This window comes from Cryobacterium sp. Hh7 (genome assembly GCF_004403155.1).
Lineage (GTDB): Bacteria > Actinomycetota > Actinomycetes > Actinomycetales > Microbacteriaceae > Cryobacterium > Cryobacterium levicorallinum.
In genome coordinates, this window is sequence record NZ_SOHG01000040.1 from 73,843 (window position 1) to 92,873 (window position 19,031).

Sequence of the window (19,031 nt, forward strand, 5' to 3'; positions counted from 1 at the left end):
TAGTCTACCGACGCATCCACGATCGGAGTTTCGGGCACGAAAAAGGGGCCCCGCGCTCGGCGGAGTCCCCTGATTCGTGTCATCGACCTTGGCGGTCGGTCTGGTTAACGACTACACGGCGCGGCCTGCGCCGACACATATCCGCCGGCCTCAAGGTGCTGCGCGGTGCCGCTGACATAGCCGGTGGCGGTGATCGCTCGGCGAACGTCGTGGGTGACGTACTCGTTGGCGGTGGTCGTGCGTGTCGTGGACTTCGATACGTAGGAATTCATGGTGCTCCTGGTGCAATTGAGTGAAAGCGGATGCCGACAGTCAGACAGAGCACCCAGTCACGTTCGAGAGTCCTCGCAAAACGCACAGGCGTGGCTGCGAGGAGCTGGTTCGAGTGAAACTGGGGTGATGGCCCGGTCGGCGGGAAAAATGCGCTGCGCCGCGCGGGCTGCAGAAACCCGGATCCTCTAATGGACCGCCATGATTTCTGAGCGGATCTAAGAATACCGCAGCGTGTCACCCATTTGGGGGAAATGCACAATCTACACAGGCGCCATGCAGTTACAGGATGGCCCGCAGCTACACAGGTACCGTGCAGCCAGCACGGAGACTAAAGTCGATAAAATTCTGTAATGACTTCTTCTGCGCTGTATGACATTCCCCTCACCCTCATCGACGGAACAGAAACCACCTTCGGCGCCTACCAGGGCAAGACGGTTCTCGTCGTCAACGTGGCCTCGAAGTGCGGCTTCACGCCGCAGTACGTCGGACTGGAGGCACTCTACGAGCGTTACGCCGACGACGGGCTGGTCGTGCTTGGTCTGCCGAGCAACCAGTTCATGGGCCAGGAGCCCGGCACCGAGGAGGACATCGCCCAATTCTGCGGCATGACCTACGGCGTGACCTTCCCGATGACAGCCAAGGTCGATGTGCGCGGAAAGCACCAGCATCCGCTCTACGCGGAGCTGACGAAGTTCAAGCAGGGCCTGTTCCCCGGTCTGATCAAGTGGAACTTCGAGAAGTTTCTGGTGACACCGACCGGTGAGATCGTGGACCGCTTCGCCTCCTCGGTGGAACCGGAGTCGACCGAGATCGTCGACGCGATCGAAAAGGTTCTGGCCGCCAAAGCCGCCTAGCCCCTCGCGTCTCTACTTCCCGGGCCCGGGCCCGGGAAGTGGGCCCATGCTAGATCATGGGCCCAGAACTCCAAGGTGGGCCCGGAGAATTTCAGCCAGCGGCGCGGCGCAGCACGGCCTCGGCGTGACGCAGCACGGGGCCGTCGATCATGCGGCCCTCGTGCTGGAAGACGCCGCGCGCACTGGCGGCGGCCTCGAGCAGCCCGAGGGCGTAGTCGACCTCGGCGGTGGTCGGCTGGTACGCCGACCGAATGACCTCCACCTGGCTGGGGTGGATGCACGCGGTGGCGGTGAAACCGCTCGCGACGGCATCCGCAGCCTCGTCGCTGAGCCCGGCCGTGTCGGTGATGTCGAGGTGCACGGTGTCGATTGCGGCCTTGTCGTGGGCTCGGGCGGCCAACAACACCTGGGAGCGGGCCTGGCGAGCGACGTCGCGGTAGCGGCCGTCGGCGAACCGGCTGGAGCTGCCACCGAGTGACGCGACCAGGTCTTCGGCACCCCACATGAGCGCGACGACGTTTCGTGCCGCGGCAATCTCGGGCGCGGAGATGACACCGGCGGCGGTCTCGCAGAGCGCGATCACTCGGAAGTCATCGAGCATCTCGACCTGGCCGAAACTGACCGTCTTGGCGAGCATCACATCGCGGTACTCCGTGCGCTCCAGCGCGGCCAGGTCGAGCGCGAAGTCGGCAGTGTCGGCCGGATTGATGCGCACGATCGTGCGCATCGGGTCGAGCGGATGCTCAATCAGCGCCCGACGCGCGTCGGCCCGGGCTGCGGGCGCGACGGCGTCTTCGAGGTCGAGAATGACCGCGTCGGCGCGCTCAACGGCCTTCGCGTAGCGTTCGGGACGGTCGGCGGGGCAGAACAGCAGCGCCGGCCCGAGTGTGAACGGGGCCGGAGTAAAGGGGCTCAACCCGCTCGGGCTGTCGTCGAAGGGGTCGGGGCCGGACGGATACTCATCAAACGGGTCGGAATCGAGTGGGCCCCCGTCAAACGGGCCGCTCATTCTGCTGCCCCCCGACACCAGACCAGCACGGTGCGCACGGCCGTGCCGACGATGACGCCGTGCTGGTTGCGTCCCCTGTGTTCGAGCGTGATGATGCCCTGCCCCGGCCGGCTCTTCGACAGCCGTTTGTCGGTCACGATGGTCTCCGAATAAAGGGTGTCGCCGTGGTGCAGCGGATGCGGAAACGTCACGGCCGAAAAACCCAGGTTCGCCACGATCGTGCCCTGGGTCAACTGGGCGACCGAACTGCCCACCATGGTCGAGAGGGTGAACATGGAATTGACCAGGCGTTCACCGAACGGCTGCGTTGCCGACCAGGCCGCGTCGAGATGCAGGGATTGGGTATTCATGGTCATCGTCGTGAACAGCACGTTGTCGGCCTCGGTCACGGTGCGGCCGGGGCGATGCTGGTAGAGCGCCTTCAGGTCGAACTCCTCGAAGTAAAGGCCGCGCTGCTGAACCGGGTGGCGCTCCTCCGGCTGCAGTTCCTTCGTACTGGAATCGGGCATCCGCTTCTCCAATTTCGTCAGGTCAGCCGGCGAAACCCAGGGCCCGCGAAATGACCATGAGCTGCACCTCGGTTGTGCCCTCGCCGAGCTCGAGCACCTTGGAATCACGATAGTGCCGGGCGACCGGGTTTTCGTTCATGAATCCGTATCCGCCGAAGATCTGGGTGGCATCGCGGGCGTTGTCCATGGCCGCTTCGCTGCCGACCATCTTGGCGATCGAAGCCTCCATCTTGAACGGATTGCCGTTGATCATTTTCAGCGCCGCGTCGTAGTAGGCGAGACGCGCGGTGTGCACGCGCGCCTGCATCCGAGCGATCTTGAAGGCGATGTGCTGGTTGGAGCCGATCGAGCGGCCGAACACGTTGCGGCTGTTGGCGTAGCGGATCGATTCCTCCAGGCAGCCCTGGGCGGCGCCGGTGCACAGTGCGGCGAAAGCGACGCGACCCTCGTCGAGGGTCTGCACGAAGTTCGCGAAACCACGGCCGCGCTCCCCGAGCAGGTTGGCTTCCGGCACCCGCACATTGTCGAACACGAGCGGATGCGTGTCCGACGTGTGCCAGCCCACCTTGTCGTACGGCGGCAGTGCCGTGAAACCGGGGGTCGGCGTCGGCACCAGGATGGCGGTGAGTTCCTTCTTGATCGAACCGTCCGCGCGGGTGGACTCCCCCGTGACGGCGGTCACCGTGACGAGCCGGGTGATGTCCGAGCCGGAGTTGGTGATGAACTGCTTCGTGCCGTTGATGACCCATTCGCCGCCGTCCAATGCGGCGGTGGTCTTGGTGCCCGCGGCGTCCGATCCGGCATCCGCTTCGGTGAGGCCGAACGCGGCGAGCGCCGAGCCACTCGCGAGGCGCGGAACCCACTCCTCTTTCTGTGCCTCGGTGCCGCTGCGGTACACCGGCATGATGCCGAGGCCGACCCCGGCTTCGAGGGTGACAGCGATGCTCTGATCGGCGCGCGCAAGCTGCTCGACCGCGAGGCAGAGCGCGAAGTAATCGCTGCCCTGGCCGCCGTACTCCGTCGGGAACGGAAGACCGAAGAGCCCCAGCTCCCCCATCTGGGCGATGATGCCATAGGGCAGGCTGCGCTTGGTGTCGTATTCGTAGGCGGCGGGCGCGACCACGGTGTCGGCGAAATCGCGAACGGTGTCGCTGAGCGCCTGGTATTCGGGGGTGAGTTCGTAGCTCATTCTGAGTCTTCCTTGTCTGCGCTGGTTCCGGGGGTAGTGCTGGTTTCTGGTGTGACGGTGGCGACGATCTGGTCGAGGGCCACGAGGTCGCCGGTCTTGAGGTTCACGGTGACGCGGCCCGCCGTGGCGGCCACGAGTTTGTGTTCCATCTTCATGGCCTCGACCACGAGGATGGTCTGCCCCGCTGTGACAGTGTCACCGGTGGCGGCGTGCACCGCAATGACGGTGCCGGGCATCGGCGAGCGCACGTCTGGACTGACCGCACCAGGCACCCGGTCGCGGCTGACGAGGTGTTCCGCGAGCTGCTCGGCCCGGGAGCGATGGCGTAGTTCGAGCGAGAAGCCGTCGGCGCCGATATACACGCTGGCCCCGGACTGTTCGATGGCATACACCCGGGTCTCGCCGCCGTAGTCGACGCTGCACGCGCCGTCTCCAACGCGCAAGAGTCCGGCTTCGACGACCGGGCCGTCACCGATAGAAACGGATGCCATCCCCGGCTCCCCCACCACCCGCACATCCATGGACTCGGTCGCGCTCACTCCCAGGGAGTAGCGCACCGGTCGTGGCGAACCCGCCCGCCACCCGCTCGGCCGCGTCCACACGCCGTTCACGCCGGCCAGACTAGACCCGGCCAGACCAGACGCGGCCAATTCCGACCCGGTGAAGGCGCGCCCGTGCAGGAACAATGCCACGGCCGCGAGTACGTGCTCGTCCGCTCCCTGAAACGTGAGGCCCGGAAGCTTGCGTTCGATCAGACCGGTGTCGAGGCGGCCGGCGCGCACGTCGGCATCCGCTAAGAGCAGCCGCAGGTACTCGGTGTTGGTCTGCACGCCGAGCACCACGGTGTCGGCGAGCGCCCGGTCGAGTCGGTTCAACGCCTCCAGCCGGGTGGGAGCCCAGGCGATCACCTTGGCGAGCATCGGGTCGTAGTGCGAGGCGATGGTCAGACCCGGCATCAGCGAACTGTCGACCCGAACTCCCTCGCCGGTCGCCTCGTGCAGCTGCAGCACCGTGCCGACGGTCGGCAGAAAGCCGCGCCCGGGATTCTCGGCGTAGACCCGGGCCTCGATCGCATGCCCCGTGAGGCATATGTCGCTCTGGGTGACCGTGAGCGGCTCCCCCGCGGCAATGCGCAGCTGCCAGTCGACCAGGTCAAGGCCGGTGACCAGCTCGGTGACCGGGTGTTCCACCTGTAGGCGGGTGTTCATCTCCATGAAGAAGAATTCGTCGGGCGCGGTCGCGGAGACCAGAAATTCCACGGTTCCAGCGCCGCTGTAGCCCACGCTGCGGGCTGCGGCGCAGGCTGCCTCCCCGATGCGCGCCCGAGTCGCCGCGTCGAGCAGGGGCGACGGCGCCTCCTCGATGACCTTTTGATGCCTCCGCTGCAGCGAGCACTCACGCTCGCCGAGGTGGATGACGGCGCCGTGGTTGTCGGCGAGCACCTGCACCTCGATGTGCCGCGGGGTCGACACGAGCCGTTCGAGCAGCAGGGTGTCGTCGCCGAAGGCGCTCAGCGCCACGCGGCGGGCCGTCTCGAGGACGGCGGGCAGGTCCTCAGCGCGTTCCACCACGTGCATTCCCTTGCCTCCGCCGCCGGCGGAGGGCTTGATGAGCATCGGATAACCCACATCGACGGCCGCCTGGATCAACTGCTCGTTGCTGAGGCCCGGCTGAGCGACCCCTGGGATAATCGGCACCCCGTAGCCGGCCACGTGGTTCTTCGAGCGGATCTTGTCGCCCATCACGTTCAGCGCGTGCACGCTCGGCCCGATGAACACGATTCCGGCGTCGGCGCAGGCCTGGGCGAAGGCCTGGTTCTCGCTGAGAAATCCGTAACCGGGGTGGATGGCCTGCGCTCCGGTTCGCGCCGCAGCGGCCAGAACGGCCTCGAAGTTGAGGTAGCTGTCGGCCGGGGCGGCGCCGCCGAGGCGCACCGCGGCATCCGCTTGGAATACGTGTCGCGCGGTGCGGTCGGCGTCGCTAAAGACGGCGATTGAGCGGATGCCCCGCTCCCGCAGCGTGCGGATGATGCGGCACGCGATCTCCCCGCGATTGGCGACCAGCACGGTGTCAAAGGTCATGGGCTCACTCACATTCGGAAGAGGCCGAAGGCGGACTCGCCGAGCGGCGCGGTAGCGCAGACGGCCAGGGCAAGCCCGAGCACCGTGCGGGTGTCGGCGGGGTCGATGACGCCGTCGTCCCAGAGCCGGGCGGTGGAATAGTACGGGCTGCCCTGGGTCTCGTACTTCGCCAGGATCGGGTCCTTGAACGCGGTCTCGGCCTCGGCCGACCACTCATCACCGCCGCTCTCGATCTGCTCCCGCTTCACGGTCGCGAGCACGGCGGAGGCCTGCGGGCCGCCCATCACGGAGATGCGGCTGCCCGGCCACATCCACAGGAACCGCGGCGAGTAGGCCCGGCCGCACATGGAATAGTTGCCGGCGCCGAAGGAGCCACCGATGACGACGGTGAGCTTGGGCACCCGGGTGGTGGCGACGGCGGTGACCATTTTGGCGCCGTGCTTGGCGATACCGCCGGCCTCGGCGTCCTTGCCGACCATGAACCCGGAGATGTTCTGCAGAAAGAGCAGCGGTATGCCGCGCTGGTCGCATAGCTCGATGAAGTGGGCGCCCTTGAGCGCGGAGTCGGCGAACAGGATGCCGTTGTTGGCGACGATGCCCACCGGGTGGCCGTGGATGTGCGCAAACCCGGTCACCAGCGTGGTGGCGTACTCGCGTTTGAATTCGTGGAATTCACTGCCGTCGACGAGGCGCGCGATGACTTCGTGCACGTCGTACTGGCCCTGCACGTCGACCGGGACGGCTCCGTAGAGTTCGCTCTCGTCGGCGACCGGGTCGATGGTGGGCAGTATCTGCCACGCCGGGGCTTGAACGCGCGGCAGGGTGGAGACGATGTCGCGCACGATCTGCAGGGCGTGCTCGTCGTTTTCGGCGAGGTGGTCGGTGACGCCGGAGACGCGGGCATGTAGGTCGCCACCGCCGAGTTCCTCCGCCGTGACGATCTCGCCGATCGCGGCCTTCACGAGCGGCGGGCCGCCCAGGAAGATGGTCCCCTGATTGCGCACGATCACGGTTTCGTCGCTCATGGCGGGGACGTAGGCGCCACCGGCGGTGCAGGATCCCATGACCGCGGCAATCTGCGGGATCTTGGCCGCGGACATCCGTGCCTGGTTGTAGAAGATGCGGCCGAAGTGGTCGCGGTCGGGGAAGACCTCGTCTTGCATCGGCAGAAAAGCGCCGCCGGAGTCGACGAGGTAGATGCAGGGCAGTCGGTTCTCGAGGGCGATTTCCTGGGCCCGCAGGTGCTTCTTCACCGTCATCGGGTAGTAGGTGCCGCCCTTGACCGTGGCGTCGTTGGAGATCACGAGCACGTAGCGGCCGTGCACGAGCCCGATGCCGGCGATGACGCCAGCGCCGGGGCTGTCGTCGTTGTACAGGCCGGTCGCGGCGAGCGGCGCGATCTCGAGAAACGGGCTGCCCTCGTCGAGCAGTTGGTCGATGCGCTCGCGCGGCAACAGCTTGCCGCGGGCGAGGTGACGCTGCCGGGACTTCTCCGGCCCGCCGAGCGCGGCAGTGGCGAGGCGCTGTTTCAGGTCGGTCACGAGCTGCCGCTGGGCGGCGTCATTGGTGACAAAGGCTTGAGCAGAGGAGTCGAGCTGACTCGTGAGTGTCTCCATCGACATCTTCCCATTGGTGAGGCCAGAGCACCCGGCATCAACTACAGTTAGTGATTACTAACTGAAATTCAGGTTAGTCGGGATTAACTGAAATGTCTAGTTGAAAGGTTCCCATGAGCGCCCCGATAGAAACGACGCCGCGCAGCCAGGCCAAAGCCGACCGTCGTTCGGCCCTGCTCAGCGCCGCGGCCACGCTCTTCTCCCAATCCGGATTCAACGGGGTCTCGATCGAAGACCTCGGCGCTGCCGCCGGAGTGAGCGGGCCCGCCGTCTACCGACATTTCAGCGGCAAGCAGGCCGTGCTCGCTGCGCTGCTCATCGACGTGAGCCAGGATCTCGTGGCCGGCGGCCATGCGGTCGTTTCCGAAACAACGGATGCCGCGGCCGCCCTGCGCGAGCTGGTGCGCTTTCACGTGCACTTCGCCCTGTCCAACCCCGATGTGATCCGAGTGCAGGACCGCGACCTGGACAGCCTCGCCGAGGCCGACCGCCACCGGGTGCGGCTGCTGCAGCGCGAGTATGTGGAACTCTGGGTGGAGGTACTGAAGCGCGTGCACCCCTCGGGCGACGAAGCCCTGCTCCGCATTCGGGCCCATGCGACCTTCGGGCTACTGAACTCAACACCACACAGCGCCCGCACCTCGGCGCAGCCCGCCGTGCGCGCCCTGCTCGAGGAGATGGCGCTCGCGGCTCTGGGCCTGCCGAGCGCCTAGCGATCCCGAGCGCAGTATTCCTCGTTAATGACGTACGGATCGGGCTGCGGTCGGAATCGCGACCCGTGACGGTCGCGCCCTACGGAACCAGAACGCAGTCCACACCTCAAGACCAGCCGGAAAGCGGCGTCAGAAGGCGGCGGTGCAGACGCAGAGCTCGTTGCCTTCGACATCGGCGAGTACCCACCAGTCGGGTGCGTGTTCGTCGGTGAGCAGCACGCCGCCGACTTCTAGTACGGCCGCGACCCGGTCTTCGGCATCGTCACTCGGAACGTAGACGTCGAGGTGGATGCGGTTGCGGGCGGTGCGGGCGATTTCCATGTGCTGAAACCAGACCTTCGGGGCGAGGCCGCGCGGGTCGACGAGTTCGATGCCGTCGTCGCCGGCGACTTCGTTATAGCCGAGGCCGACCCGCCAGAATGGGCGCACGGCATCCGCGTCGGTGCAGTCGATCGCGATGTCGTAGCGGGTCGGCTGTTGGTCGTGGGCAGTGGCACCGAGGGTATCGGCGATCTGCTGAACTCGCACGGCGAGCTCTAGGTCACGCGCGGTGACTCCCCCGGCATCGTGCGAGGTCAGGGTGAGTGAGACGCTGCCGTAGCCGAGGCGCACGTCGGGGTGGTGGTTCATCGACTCGGCCACGTCGCCGACCCGGTTGACCAGTTCCAGGGCGGAGGCGAAGTCCTTGGTGCGGAAAGCGGCGTGCAGGACTCCGTCGAGGTGCACAAAAGCGGTGCCCGTCAACTGCTTCTTCGTCGTGAAGGGGGCGAGGAGTGCACCGTGAGCGTTCATGCCTCAACTGTCCTCCGCCGCCGCACCCGGGTCAACTGCCCGCGTCGACTGAAACCCGATTGCGCAAGCTTTGATGGTGATCCGCCTACCCCGTACTGACCCGGCAATCGAAGCCATGACGGATGGTCGGCAGTAGGCCGTCACGGCCCTGCGCGGATACTACGGCGTTGCGCGTCTGCCTGAGCTCGCGAAAACGGGGCAACGGTTGCTCCAGGAAGGCCGAAGCAACAGTTCAACCGCTCTCGGATGCGAATTAATTTCTGATTTCAGGTCACCAAAAGGGTGAGATTTACTCGCATTTGGGGTTGTTGTCGGCTATAATCGTGGGTGAAGGAGGCATCGACGCCATGACCCTCACTGCCCCGCCCGCCGCAGCCGGCTCCGTACCAGAGGGGTCCCGCGTTTCGGTCATTGCCCAGGCCTGTGCGTTGCTCGCTTCTGTGATCGATGGCGTGCGGTTTGGTCACCTCGACGATGCCGAAGCTGTTGCCGTTCTCGCGGCGTTGGAAGGGCTGGGCCGCAAGGTCGATGGGGCCAGGCTACGCGCTACCACCGACATCGGTGTGCGCGCCGAAACCGACCTCGGCAACGGGTCGCTGGCCTACCAGAACGGATGCCGCAACCGGGTCGAGTTCATCACTCAGCTCGCCGGCATCTCCGGCCGCGAGGCCAAACGGCGCCTCAAGCTCGGTGAGACCGCGGTGGAACGCACCCCACTCGGCCTGCCCATCCCCGCCCGGTACCCAGTCATCGCCGACGGCCTGGGCAGCGGCGAACTCGGGGTGGAATCAGCCGAGATCATCGCCAGCACCCTCACCGCCCTCCAGGGGAAAGTCCTGCCGGGCGACCTCGACCGAGTTGAACGCGCCCTCGTCGCCACCGCCACTGGTGCCATCACCCCGGAGACGGCCGGACTGCCCGGCGCGGGCATCCGCTTCGCCCCCGACGTGCTGCGCGCGCAGGCAATGGAATGGCAAGCCCGCCTCGACCCCGACGGCACCGCCCCGAACGACGACGTGACCGAGGCGACGAGCACCCTGACGTTCGGGCTGCTGCGCAACGGGCTCTACCCGCTGCGGGCCGACGTCACCCCCGAACTGCGCGGCATCATGGACAACCTCTTCGACACCTACCTGTCGGCCAGGTCACGCACCCCCATGTTCCGGCCCACTGAATCCCTCGACGGCAGCACCGACGGCGCCACACAAGATGGTATTGATGAGTCAGCCGGAAACACCGAACGCTTCAGCGCCGAACAGTACAGCTCTGAACAGTGCAGCGGGGACACCCGGTTCGACGGGGACCGCCGCACTGCGGGTGAGAAACGTGCCGACATCCTCCGCGACGTCTTCCAGGCGGCCGGGCGCGACCCCAAGACCCCGACCATGGGCGGCGCCGCCCCCACCGTCATGATCCACGTCAACGCCACCGACCTCAACGCAGGCCGCGGCGTCGGCTGGATCGACGGCGTCGAAGCCCCCGTCAGCCTGCGCCGGGTAAAAGAGACCATCTGCTCCGGCGGCGCCCAAAAAGTCATCTTCGGCGACAACGGCGATGTGCTCTACCTCGGCGATAAAGTCCGCTGCTTCACCCCCAAACAGCGCGCCGCCATCGCCGCCCGCGACGGAGGCTGCATCATCCCCGGCTGCACCATCCCCGCCCGCTGGACCGAAGTCCACCACGTACTCCCGGACGGAAAGGGCGGACCGACCAACGTCGACAATGGGTGTCTCCTGTGTTGGTTCCATCACCACACGATTGAGACCAGTGGATGGAAAATTCGCATGAAAGACGGTCGGCCTCAAGTACGCGGCCCCCTGATCTGGGACCCGTCTCAGACGTGGCGCCCCGGACAAAGCCACCGGGCCAACACTCCCAGCCCCGAACCGCCCTGGCGCACGTGAAATCCATGCGGATTAGAGCGGTTGACGCTGCTGGTGCAAGACCTGGATCAACGGACCAGGGCGCCTGTCAGCGCCACCGCACCTCCGCCGTGCTGTGAGGGGGCTAGACCATGGTCAGAACCCGAGCGGGGTCGGCGAGGATGGTGCCGATGTCGGCGAGAAAGCGGGAGCCCTGCTCGCCATCGACCAGACGGTGATCGAACGACAGGCTGAGCGTGAGCACCTTGCGCAACGCAATCTGACCGCGATACTCCCAGGGCCGCGAGCGAATGGCGCCCATCGCGAGGATCGCCGCCTCCCCCGGGTTCAAAATGGGCGTTCCGGCATCGATGCCGAACACCCCAATGTTCGTGATCGTGATCGTGCCGCCGGACAGTGCGGCCGGGGCTGTCGTGCCAGCCCGGGCCGCCGTCGTCAGTTCGGCGAGCGCCGCGGCGAGGCCGCGCAGGTCGAGCCGGTCGGCGTCGACGATGTTCGGCACCATCAGTCCACGCGGGGTGGCCGCGGCGATGCCGAGGTTCACGTAGTGGAACTGAACGATTTCGCCGGCCGATTCATCCCACCGGGTGTTCACCGCGGGCGTGCGGCCAACGGCGAGGCAGAGTGCTTTGGCCACCACGGTCAGGATTCCGATGCCGGCATCGGCAAAGGCCCGGTCAGCGCGCAGGGAATCGAGCAGTTCCACGGTCGGCGTGACGTCGATGGTGAGGAATTCGGTCACGTGCGGCGCCGTGAATGCGCTCTGCACCATGGCCTTGGCCGTGAGCTTGCGCAGGCTCTTGATCGGCGCGCGGGTCTCACGCTCGAACACTCCTGACCCGGATCCGTCGGGCGTCGATACGAGCAGACCGGTCGTCGGCACCGACTCGGTGATGTGGGCGCGCACGTCATCTCTGGTGATCAGGCCGTCGCGCCCGGTCCCGGTGACCGTGGTGAGGTCGATACCGAGATCGCGGGCCAGGGCGCGCACCGGCGGGGTCGAGCGCGGCCGGTCTGCAACGGATGCTGCGGCGGGCTGGTCGGAGACGGCAGGCGTTCCGGGGGCTGCCGCTGCCCGGTCGGTGACGGCAGACGTTCCCGGGGCTGCCCGACCGACGGACGCAGCCGGCACTGCCGTGTTGCCAACGGCCTGACCGCCAGCGGAACCATCAGCCTCAGCAACGGCGGGCCCGCCGGCTGAGACCGTCACGCCGTCACCCGGCCGGGCCCGGCGCTGCGGGTGCCCGCCGCTCTCGACGGCAGGTCCGTAGCCGACCAGGTTGGCCTCGCGCTTCTCGGCTTGGGCGGGTGCCGCAGCATCCGTTGCACCGGTATCGGGGGTGTCGGCGTCGCCACCCACGTCGAAGCTGACGATCGGCTCGCCGACGTGCACGACCACACCGGCCGGACGGTGCAGCTCGCTCACCACACCGGCGAACGGGCTCGGCAGTTCGACCACGGCCTTGGCCGTTTCGACGTCGGCGATGTGCTGGTTGAGCGTGACCGCATCGCCCGGCACCACGAGCCAGGCGACGATCTCTGATTCGGTGAGCCCCTCACCGAGGTCGGGCAGCTTGAAGACCTTGATCATCGTCGCCCCATCGCCCGGTCGACGCCGTCGAGAATGCGGTCCAGGTCGGGAAGGTGGTGACTTTCGAGCTTGGCCGGCGGATATGGCACGTCGAAGCCGGTCACCCGCACCGGGGCGGATTCCAGATAGCTGAAGCAGCGTTCAGTGACGGTCGCGATGATCTCGCCGCCGAGTCCACCCGACTGGGCCGCCTCGTGGGTCACGACCAAGCGCCCGGTCTTGCGAACGGATGCCTCCACCACCACGTAATCCACCGGGGACAGCGACCGCAGGTCGATGACCTCGATCGACACGCCCTCGTCGGCCGCAGCGAGCGCCGCATCCTTCGCGGTCGACACCAGCGCGCCATAGGTGAGGAGCGTGACATCCGTTCCCGGAGTGACGATGACGGCCTGCTCCATCGGGGTGCCGAGCTCGGGAACGACCTCGCCCTTGACGTGGTAGCGACGCTTGGGCTCGAAGTAGAGCACCGGGTCGTCGCTCGCGATGGCCTGCCGGATGAGGCTGTAGGCGTCCTGAGCGTTGGAGACGGCGATCACCCGCAGGCCGGAGGTGTGGGTGAAGTAGGCCTCCGGTGATTCGGAGTGGTGTTCGGCCGCGCCGATGCCGCCGCCGAACGGCACCCGAATGGTGATGGGCATGCGCACGGCCCCCTGGGTGCGGTAGTGGAACTTGGCGACCTGGCTGACGATCTGGTCGAAGCCGGGAAAGATGAAACCGTCAAACTGAATCTCACAGACCGGGCGGTAGCCGCGGTAAGCCAGTCCGACCGCGGTGCCGATAATCGCGGATTCGGCCAGGGGTGTGTCAATAACCCGGCGAGCGCCGAACTGAGCGAGCAGATCGCTCGTGACCCGAAAGACACCGCCGAGGGCCCCGATATCCTCGCCGAGGAGCACCACCTTGGGGTCGTCGAGCATGGCCTGGCGCAGGCCCTCATTGATTGCCTTCCCCATGGTGAGGGTCTTGGTCTCGGTCAGTGGGACCGGTTTCGGGGCATCAAGGCCGGGCAAGCTGGCGGGGGTCATCAGGGTGGTCATGGTCATCGTCCTTCTCCAGGTGTGCCGAAGCTCGTGAGGTAGCCGGCATAGTCGGTGCGCTGGCGCTCGAGGGTCGCGTTAGGGGTGGTGTACACGTGGTCGAACACGCTCAGCGGTTGTGGGTCGGCCAGGCCGATGCAGCCGGCGCGTAGTTCGGCAGCCACCTGGTCGGCGATGGCCTGGGTCTCGGCTTCGACCTCGGGGGTGATCACGTCAAGCCGCTCCAGCAGCCGGTGCAGCCGCAGCAGCGGATCGCGGGTCTTCCATTCGGCGAGTTCGGCCGGGTCGCGGTAGCGGGTGGGGTCATCCGCTGTGGTGTGCGGTCCCATGCGGTAGGTGACCGCTTCGATGAAGGTGGGGCCGCCGCCGGTGCGGGCCCGGTCGAGGGCGATCCTGGTCGCCGCCATCACCGCGATCACGTCGTTGCCGTCGATGCGCAGGCTCGGGATGCCGAAGCCCGGTGCCCGATCGGCGATGTTGCGGTGTGCTTGCAGCCCGACCGGTTCGGAGATGGCCCACTGGTTGTTCTGGCAGAAGAAAACCACCGGGGCCTGAAAGCTTGCGGCGAAAACCATGGCCTCGTTGACGTCGCCCTGGCTGGTGGCGCCGTCGCCGAAGTAGGTGATGGCGACCGAGTCGACTTCGTCGCGCTGGGCGCCGAGCGCCCACCCGGTGGCGTGCAGGGTCTGCGCGCCGATGATGATGTTCGGCGTGGCCATATTGACCGTGTAAGGGTCCCAGCCGGACTGGGCGTTGCCGCGCCAGACCTTGACGATGTCGGTCAGGTTGACGCCGCGACAGTAGGCGACGGCGTTCTCCCGGTAGCTCGGAAAGATGAAATCATCGTCACGCAAGGCACGGGCCGAGCCGATCTGCGCGGCTTCCTGGCCGAGCAGCGGCGGCCACAGTCCGAGTTCGCCCTGGCGTTGCAGGGCGGTCGCCTCGGTGTCGATCCGGCGCACTACGACCATGTCGCGGTACAGGGCCAGCAGTGCCGGCCCGTCTAGATCGTCGACCCACGGGTCGAAGTCGGGCCGGGGCATCCGCTCGCCGTCAAGCGAGAGAAGTTGCACCAGCTGAGGGGAGAAATCAATCATGGTTCGCTCCGAGCGTCATTGCTAAAGTTGACGTGAGCCTATGTCGACCCCGCAGGGAGCACAACCACTGACGAAAAAAGTGAGCAGAGTGCCCTATTCAGACTCGTCGGACCGTGTTAAAGTTTTGCACTATGTACAGCCTTGACAAGACCGACACACAGCTCCTGCAAGCCCTCTCGGCCGACCCGCGCAGCACCTTCGTCGCCCTCGCCGACACCCTGGGGCTGTCGCGCAACACCGTGCAGGCCCGCATGAAGCGATTGGAAGATTCGGGCGCCTTTCTCGGCTTCGACCGCCGCATCAATCCGGCCGCTCTGGGCTACCCGCTGACCGCGTTCATCGAGGTGCATGTGCAGCAGAAGCGCCTCGCTCAAATCGTGATCGATCTCGCCAAAATTCCCGAAATCGTGCAGGCGCACGGCATGAGCGGGCAGGCCGATCTGCTCGTGCGCGTGGTCTGCACGGATGCCGCTGATCTGTTTCGGATCGATGGCACGATCCTCGCCTGTGATGGGGTCGAGCGCACCGAAACCTCGCTCGCGATGGGCGAGGTCATCCCGTATCGCCTCACCCCGCTGCTCGACCGGCACGCCTAAGCACGATTCGATCTATTTGCTAAATTCTTCATATAGTTATATAAAGAAGTAATGAAGTTAATCGCGCTGGTAGTCTTGCACCCAACCAGACGCACCGCAGAATCCGTCGCCTGCCCAGCACCTTCGACTTTCACGCTCCCCACAGAAGGCTCCAGCTTCGTGAACATGCATGCAGACCAGGGGCTCCGATGAGCTTCCTTCGATTGGCCACGCTCATTCGCCACGGCGGACGTATCGCCGAACCGGCACCGACCGCCCCGCCCCTGTTTCCCGGAGCCGAAGTCTTCGGCGGAAGCGTACAGGTGCGCTACATCAACGCCGGCGGCTGCAATGACTGTGCCCTGGAAGTTTCTGCCGCGTTCGGCCCGGTCTACGACGTGGAACGCTACGGCGTCCGCCTGGTGCCCTCGCCGCGGCATGCCGACGTGCTGCTCATCGTCGGCAGCGTGACCCGCAATATGGCCGAACCGTTGCGCCGCACCATCGAGGCCACCCCCACCCCCCGGTTTGTGATCGTGGTCGGCGACTGCGCCATCCACGGTGGCGCCTTCCGCGACGGCTACGGCATTATGGGGCCCGTTTCTGATTTCGTGCACGTCGATATCGAGGTACCGGGCAGTCCGCCGGAACCGACCGAGATCGTGCAGGCCCTGCGCCGGATGACCGGCCGATGACGGGTAGCGGAGCCGGGCTCCTGCTGCACACCGAGACCGGAACGGGCCTGCTCATGCAAACGGGTAGCGGAGCCGGGCTCCTGCTGCACACCGAGACCGGAACGGGCCTGCTCATGCAAACGGGTATCGGAGCCGGGCTCCTGCTGCAACTGGGCCTCGGCGCGCTGGCCGTGGTGACCGCCCTGCTGGCCGCACCGTCCCTGCGGTCGCGGGCCGGCGGCATCCTCTGCACCCTGATCGCCGTGACCGGTTTCGTCACCGGCCTCGCCGCGATGCTCGGCTCGACCGGCGGCCTGCTTATTCCCCTGGCTCTGCCGATGGACCCACTGCTGCTGGCCCCCGACCGTCTCGGCGGTCTGTTCATGCTCATCGTGTCGGGCGTCGGCATACTCGTCTCGCTCTACTCGATGAGCTCGACCAGCGGACCCGACGCGAGCCGCACCGCCTGGGTCGCCATGCCGGTGTTCCTCGTGGGCATGCAACTCGTTCCCGCGGCGACCGACTCGGTGTCGTTCCTGCTGGCCTGGGAGGTCATGACCCTCGGCTCCACCGTTCTCCTGCTGGCCGATCACGCCAGCCGCGCCTCGGTCGCCTCGGCCGGCATCTGGTACTCAGCCATGTCGCAGTTGAGCTTCTTCTTCATCCTCGCCGGATTCGCCGTGCTCGCCGCCGCTTCGGGCGGCACCAGCTTCACCAGCCTGCAGGCGATCGAACCCGGTGGCTGGGCCGCGAACGTCGCCTTTGTCCTGTTCCTGCTCGGTTTCGGCGGCAAGGCCGAACTCGTTCCGCTGCACGTCTGGGTACCCCGGGTACTGCCCGAAGCCCCGAGCCACGTCTCGGCTGCGATGAGCGGCGCTATGGTCAAGATCGGCGTCTACGGCGGCCTGCTGGTCTGCGTGCGTCTGCTGCCCGACGGTCCGGCCTGGTGGGGCATTGCGATCATGCTGGTCGGTGGCGCATCCGCTTTGTACGGCATTCTGCAGGCCTCCGTGTCGAGTGACCTCAAGGTTTTGCTGGCGTACTCGACCACCGAGAACATGGGTCTGGTCTTTCTCGGCCTCGGCGCGAGCATGCTGCTGCGCGGCTACGACGCGCAAGCGGCAGCGGATGCCGCGCTCGTCGCCGCCCTGCTGCTCGCCGTCAGCCACGCCGCATTCAAGTCCACGCTGTTCCTCGGTGCTGGCGCCATTATCCACGCCACCGGCGAACGCAACCTCGACCGGCTCGGCGGCCTCGGCGCCCGTATGCCCGTCACTGCCGCCGCGTTCGGCATCGCCAGCCTCGGCGCGGCCGCCATCCCGATCACGAGCGGTTTCGTCGCCGAGTGGATGCTGCTGCAGTCCCTCATTCACGGCGGTCGCCTCGATGGGGCGGTCGTCTCGGTCGCGGCATCCGTCGCTATGCCGCTCGCCGTCGCCGTGATCGCCCTGACCGCCGGTCTGGCGCTGCTCACCTTCGTCAAGGCCTACGGCATCGCCTTCCTGGCCCGGCCACGAAGCACCGCCGCAGCGGATGCCCGGGAAGTGCCGGCGCTGATGCGCATTTCACTCGCCCTCGGCGCCCTGGCCGTGCTCGCTCTCGGCTTGCTGCCGGGACCGATCGCCGCCCTCGTGGCGACCACGGTCAGTTCGGACCCGACGGCCGCGGTGCGGTCGGTCGGACTGGGCGGGGTATCGCTGCCGGGCATCGGCGCGGTGCTCGACCCGATCATGCTCGTCGTCCTGTCGGCCCTCGTCGCCATCCCGGTGATCGTCGCGATCATCATCTCGGCCCGCCGGCATCCGCACCGTATCGTCGACCTGCCCTGGGGTGGCGGCGGATCTCGAGCCCGGCCACGCATGCAGTACACCGCGACGTCGTATGCGGAGCCGCTGGTTCGCGTTTTCGACGACGTGCTCAAGCCCTCCCGTGACGTGCAGGTCACCCACGTGGCCGAGTCCCGCTATCTGGTGGAACGCGTGCGGGTGGAACAGAGCGTCTCCGATGTGATCGAAACCCGGCTGTACCGTCCGGTGCTCAACCTGTTCCAGCGCTACGGCGTGGTCGTGCGGCACGTCGCCAACGGCAGCATCCACCGCTACCTCTCTTATTCCTTTGTCGCGCTGCTGATCGTGCTGATTGTGGTCTCCCTATGAACAATTACGACGCGAATGCCACGGACGTCAGCGCCATCATCATCGCCCTCGTGCAGGTTGTCTTGTTCGTGTTCCTCGCCCCGCTGCTGATGGGTGTGATCCGGCAGGTGCGAGCCACCATCGAGGGCCGCGCGGGCGCCGGAATCTGGCAGCCCTGGCGCGACCTGCGCAAGCTGCTCGCGAAGAACCCGGTGCGCGGCACCGACAGCAGCTGGATGCTGCGAGTCGGTCCGGTCGCCCTGGTCGTGTCGAGCCTGCTGCTCTGCGTGCTGCTGCCGCTGGTCGGCACGATTCCGTTCGCGCTGATTCCCAGCGACCTGTTCGTCATTGTCTCCATCATGCTGATCGGCGTCGTCGCCCTCGCCCTGGTCGGCCTCGACGGCGGCACCGCCTTCGGCGGCATGGGGTCCAGCCGACACATGACGGTTGCCGCGCTGGTTGAGCCGACCCTGCTGCTCTCGGTCTACGCGTTCTCGATTCCGGCCGGAACCAGCACCCTGTCGGTCATCGTTGAAACCCGGCTGCTCTCCCCCGAGCTGATCATCTCGCCGGTCAGCGTGCTGGCCCTCGTCGCGCTGTCGATCGCCATCATGGCCGAGACCGCCCGACTGCCCATCGATAACCCTGGCACCCACCTTGAGGTGACCATGCTGCACGAGGCGATGACGCTCGAAGCGAGCGGACGCGACCTCGCCTGGCTCGAAGTCGGCTCCTGGCTGAAGCTAGCTGCCCTGCTCGGTCTGGTCAGCAACCTGATCGTGCCGTGGGGTGTCGTCACCGATTTCAGCGCCCTGGGCCTCCTGATTGGCGTCGTCTCGATCGCCGTGAAGGTGCTGGTGCTGGGGGTGCTGCTCAGCGTCGGCGAGATCTTTCTCGCCAAGGTACGCCTGTTCCAGGTGCCCGAGCTGCTCGCGGGCTCGTTCGCCCTCGCCTTCCTGGCCGTCACCGCCTCCTATCTGGTCGCCTGAGGAGCATCCGT

The 19,031-nt window shown here is 66.6% G+C and carries 17 protein-coding genes; 7 read left to right on the plus strand and 10 right to left on the minus strand.

Annotation, left to right across the window (positions count from 1 at the left end):
* Positions 1-104: 104 nt before the first annotated feature.
* Positions 105-272, minus strand: coding sequence for a hypothetical protein (locus E3T43_RS18785; protein ID WP_166788382.1), 168 nt, complete (start codon positions 270-272; stop codon positions 105-107).
* Positions 273-623: 351 nt separating this feature from the next.
* Between E3T43_RS18785 and E3T43_RS11885 the strand changes: the two genes are divergently transcribed.
* Positions 624-1,127: a glutathione peroxidase gene (locus E3T43_RS11885; protein ID WP_134472579.1), complete on the plus strand. Its 504-nt coding sequence runs from the start codon at positions 624-626 to the stop codon at positions 1,125-1,127.
* Between the two features lie 91 nt (positions 1,128-1,218).
* On the opposite strand, the gene E3T43_RS11890 is transcribed toward E3T43_RS11885, so the two are convergent.
* From E3T43_RS11890 to E3T43_RS11910, 5 genes are read right to left on the minus strand one after another with little or no spacing between them, the layout of a single operon-like run.
* Positions 1,219-2,136 (minus strand): CoA ester lyase, encoded by a 918-nt coding sequence (locus tag E3T43_RS11890; protein ID WP_134444418.1) that lies wholly within the window; start codon positions 2,134-2,136, stop codon positions 1,219-1,221.
* Positions 2,133-2,645 (minus strand): MaoC family dehydratase, encoded by a 513-nt coding sequence (locus E3T43_RS11895; protein ID WP_092449936.1) that lies wholly within the window; start codon positions 2,643-2,645, stop codon positions 2,133-2,135. Before E3T43_RS11895 ends, E3T43_RS11890 begins: the two co-directional genes overlap by 4 nt.
* Positions 2,646-2,667: 22 nt before the next feature.
* Positions 2,668-3,834, minus strand: coding sequence for an acyl-CoA dehydrogenase family protein (locus E3T43_RS11900; RefSeq protein ID WP_134444416.1), 1,167 nt, complete (start codon positions 3,832-3,834; stop codon positions 2,668-2,670).
* Positions 3,831-5,915, minus strand: coding sequence for a biotin carboxylase N-terminal domain-containing protein (locus tag E3T43_RS11905; protein WP_134472580.1), 2,085 nt, complete (start codon positions 5,913-5,915; stop codon positions 3,831-3,833). The genes E3T43_RS11900 and E3T43_RS11905 overlap by 4 nt, the downstream gene beginning before the upstream one ends.
* Before the next feature lie 8 nt (positions 5,916-5,923).
* A complete protein-coding gene (locus tag E3T43_RS11910; protein WP_134472684.1) occupies positions 5,924-7,531 on the minus strand; it encodes a carboxyl transferase domain-containing protein in 1,608 nt (535 codons plus the stop codon).
* Between the two features lie 113 nt (positions 7,532-7,644).
* Between E3T43_RS11910 and E3T43_RS11915 the strand changes: the two genes are divergently transcribed.
* On the plus strand, positions 7,645-8,244 hold the full coding sequence (locus E3T43_RS11915; RefSeq protein ID WP_092449943.1) for a TetR/AcrR family transcriptional regulator: 600 nt from the start codon (positions 7,645-7,647) through the stop codon (positions 8,242-8,244).
* A 129-nt stretch (positions 8,245-8,373) separates the two neighbouring features.
* Here the strand turns inward: E3T43_RS11915 and E3T43_RS11920 are convergent, their stop codons facing one another.
* Positions 8,374-9,036, minus strand: a complete 663-nt coding sequence (locus tag E3T43_RS11920) for a VOC family protein (RefSeq protein WP_134444412.1) — start codon at positions 9,034-9,036, stop codon at positions 8,374-8,376.
* 347 nt (positions 9,037-9,383) lie between these two features.
* Between E3T43_RS11920 and E3T43_RS11925 the strand changes: the two genes are divergently transcribed.
* Entirely contained in the window at positions 9,384-10,940 is a 1,557-nt protein-coding gene (locus E3T43_RS11925; RefSeq protein ID WP_134472581.1) for an HNH endonuclease signature motif containing protein, read from the plus strand.
* 103 nt (positions 10,941-11,043) lie between these two features.
* On the opposite strand, the gene E3T43_RS11930 is transcribed toward E3T43_RS11925, so the two are convergent.
* The 3 genes from E3T43_RS11930 to pdhA form a co-directional block, all read right to left on the minus strand.
* Complete coding sequence (locus E3T43_RS11930) at positions 11,044-12,510, minus strand: dihydrolipoamide acetyltransferase family protein (protein ID WP_134472582.1); 1,467 nt, start codon at positions 12,508-12,510, stop codon at positions 11,044-11,046.
* Positions 12,507-13,466, minus strand: coding sequence for an alpha-ketoacid dehydrogenase subunit beta (locus tag E3T43_RS11935; RefSeq protein ID WP_241978964.1), 960 nt, complete (start codon positions 13,464-13,466; stop codon positions 12,507-12,509). Before E3T43_RS11935 ends, E3T43_RS11930 begins: the two co-directional genes overlap by 4 nt.
* Before the next feature lie 86 nt (positions 13,467-13,552).
* Positions 13,553-14,647, minus strand: coding sequence for a pyruvate dehydrogenase (acetyl-transferring) E1 component subunit alpha (pdhA, locus tag E3T43_RS11940; RefSeq protein ID WP_134472584.1), 1,095 nt, complete (start codon positions 14,645-14,647; stop codon positions 13,553-13,555).
* A gap of 131 nt (positions 14,648-14,778) precedes the next feature.
* Between pdhA and E3T43_RS11945 the strand changes: the two genes are divergently transcribed.
* The 4 genes from E3T43_RS11945 to E3T43_RS11960 all read left to right on the plus strand — a co-directional run bounded on the left by E3T43_RS11945 (position 14,779) and on the right by E3T43_RS11960 (position 19,020).
* On the plus strand, positions 14,779-15,243 hold the full coding sequence (locus tag E3T43_RS11945) for an Lrp/AsnC family transcriptional regulator (protein ID WP_104132405.1): 465 nt from the start codon (positions 14,779-14,781) through the stop codon (positions 15,241-15,243).
* 188 nt (positions 15,244-15,431) lie between these two features.
* The gene (locus E3T43_RS11950) at positions 15,432-15,917 is read left to right on the plus strand and encodes an NADH-quinone oxidoreductase subunit B family protein (protein ID WP_092449957.1); all 486 of its coding nucleotides are present in this window, start codon (positions 15,432-15,434) and stop codon (positions 15,915-15,917) included.
* Positions 15,914-18,052: a proton-conducting transporter membrane subunit gene (locus E3T43_RS11955; RefSeq protein ID WP_198414355.1), complete on the plus strand. Its 2,139-nt coding sequence runs from the start codon at positions 15,914-15,916 to the stop codon at positions 18,050-18,052. The genes E3T43_RS11950 and E3T43_RS11955 overlap by 4 nt, the downstream gene beginning before the upstream one ends.
* The gene (locus E3T43_RS11960) at positions 18,049-19,020 is read left to right on the plus strand and encodes a respiratory chain complex I subunit 1 family protein (RefSeq protein ID WP_134444402.1); all 972 of its coding nucleotides are present in this window, start codon (positions 18,049-18,051) and stop codon (positions 19,018-19,020) included. The genes E3T43_RS11955 and E3T43_RS11960 overlap by 4 nt, the downstream gene beginning before the upstream one ends.
* Positions 19,021-19,031: the final 11 nt, after the last annotated feature.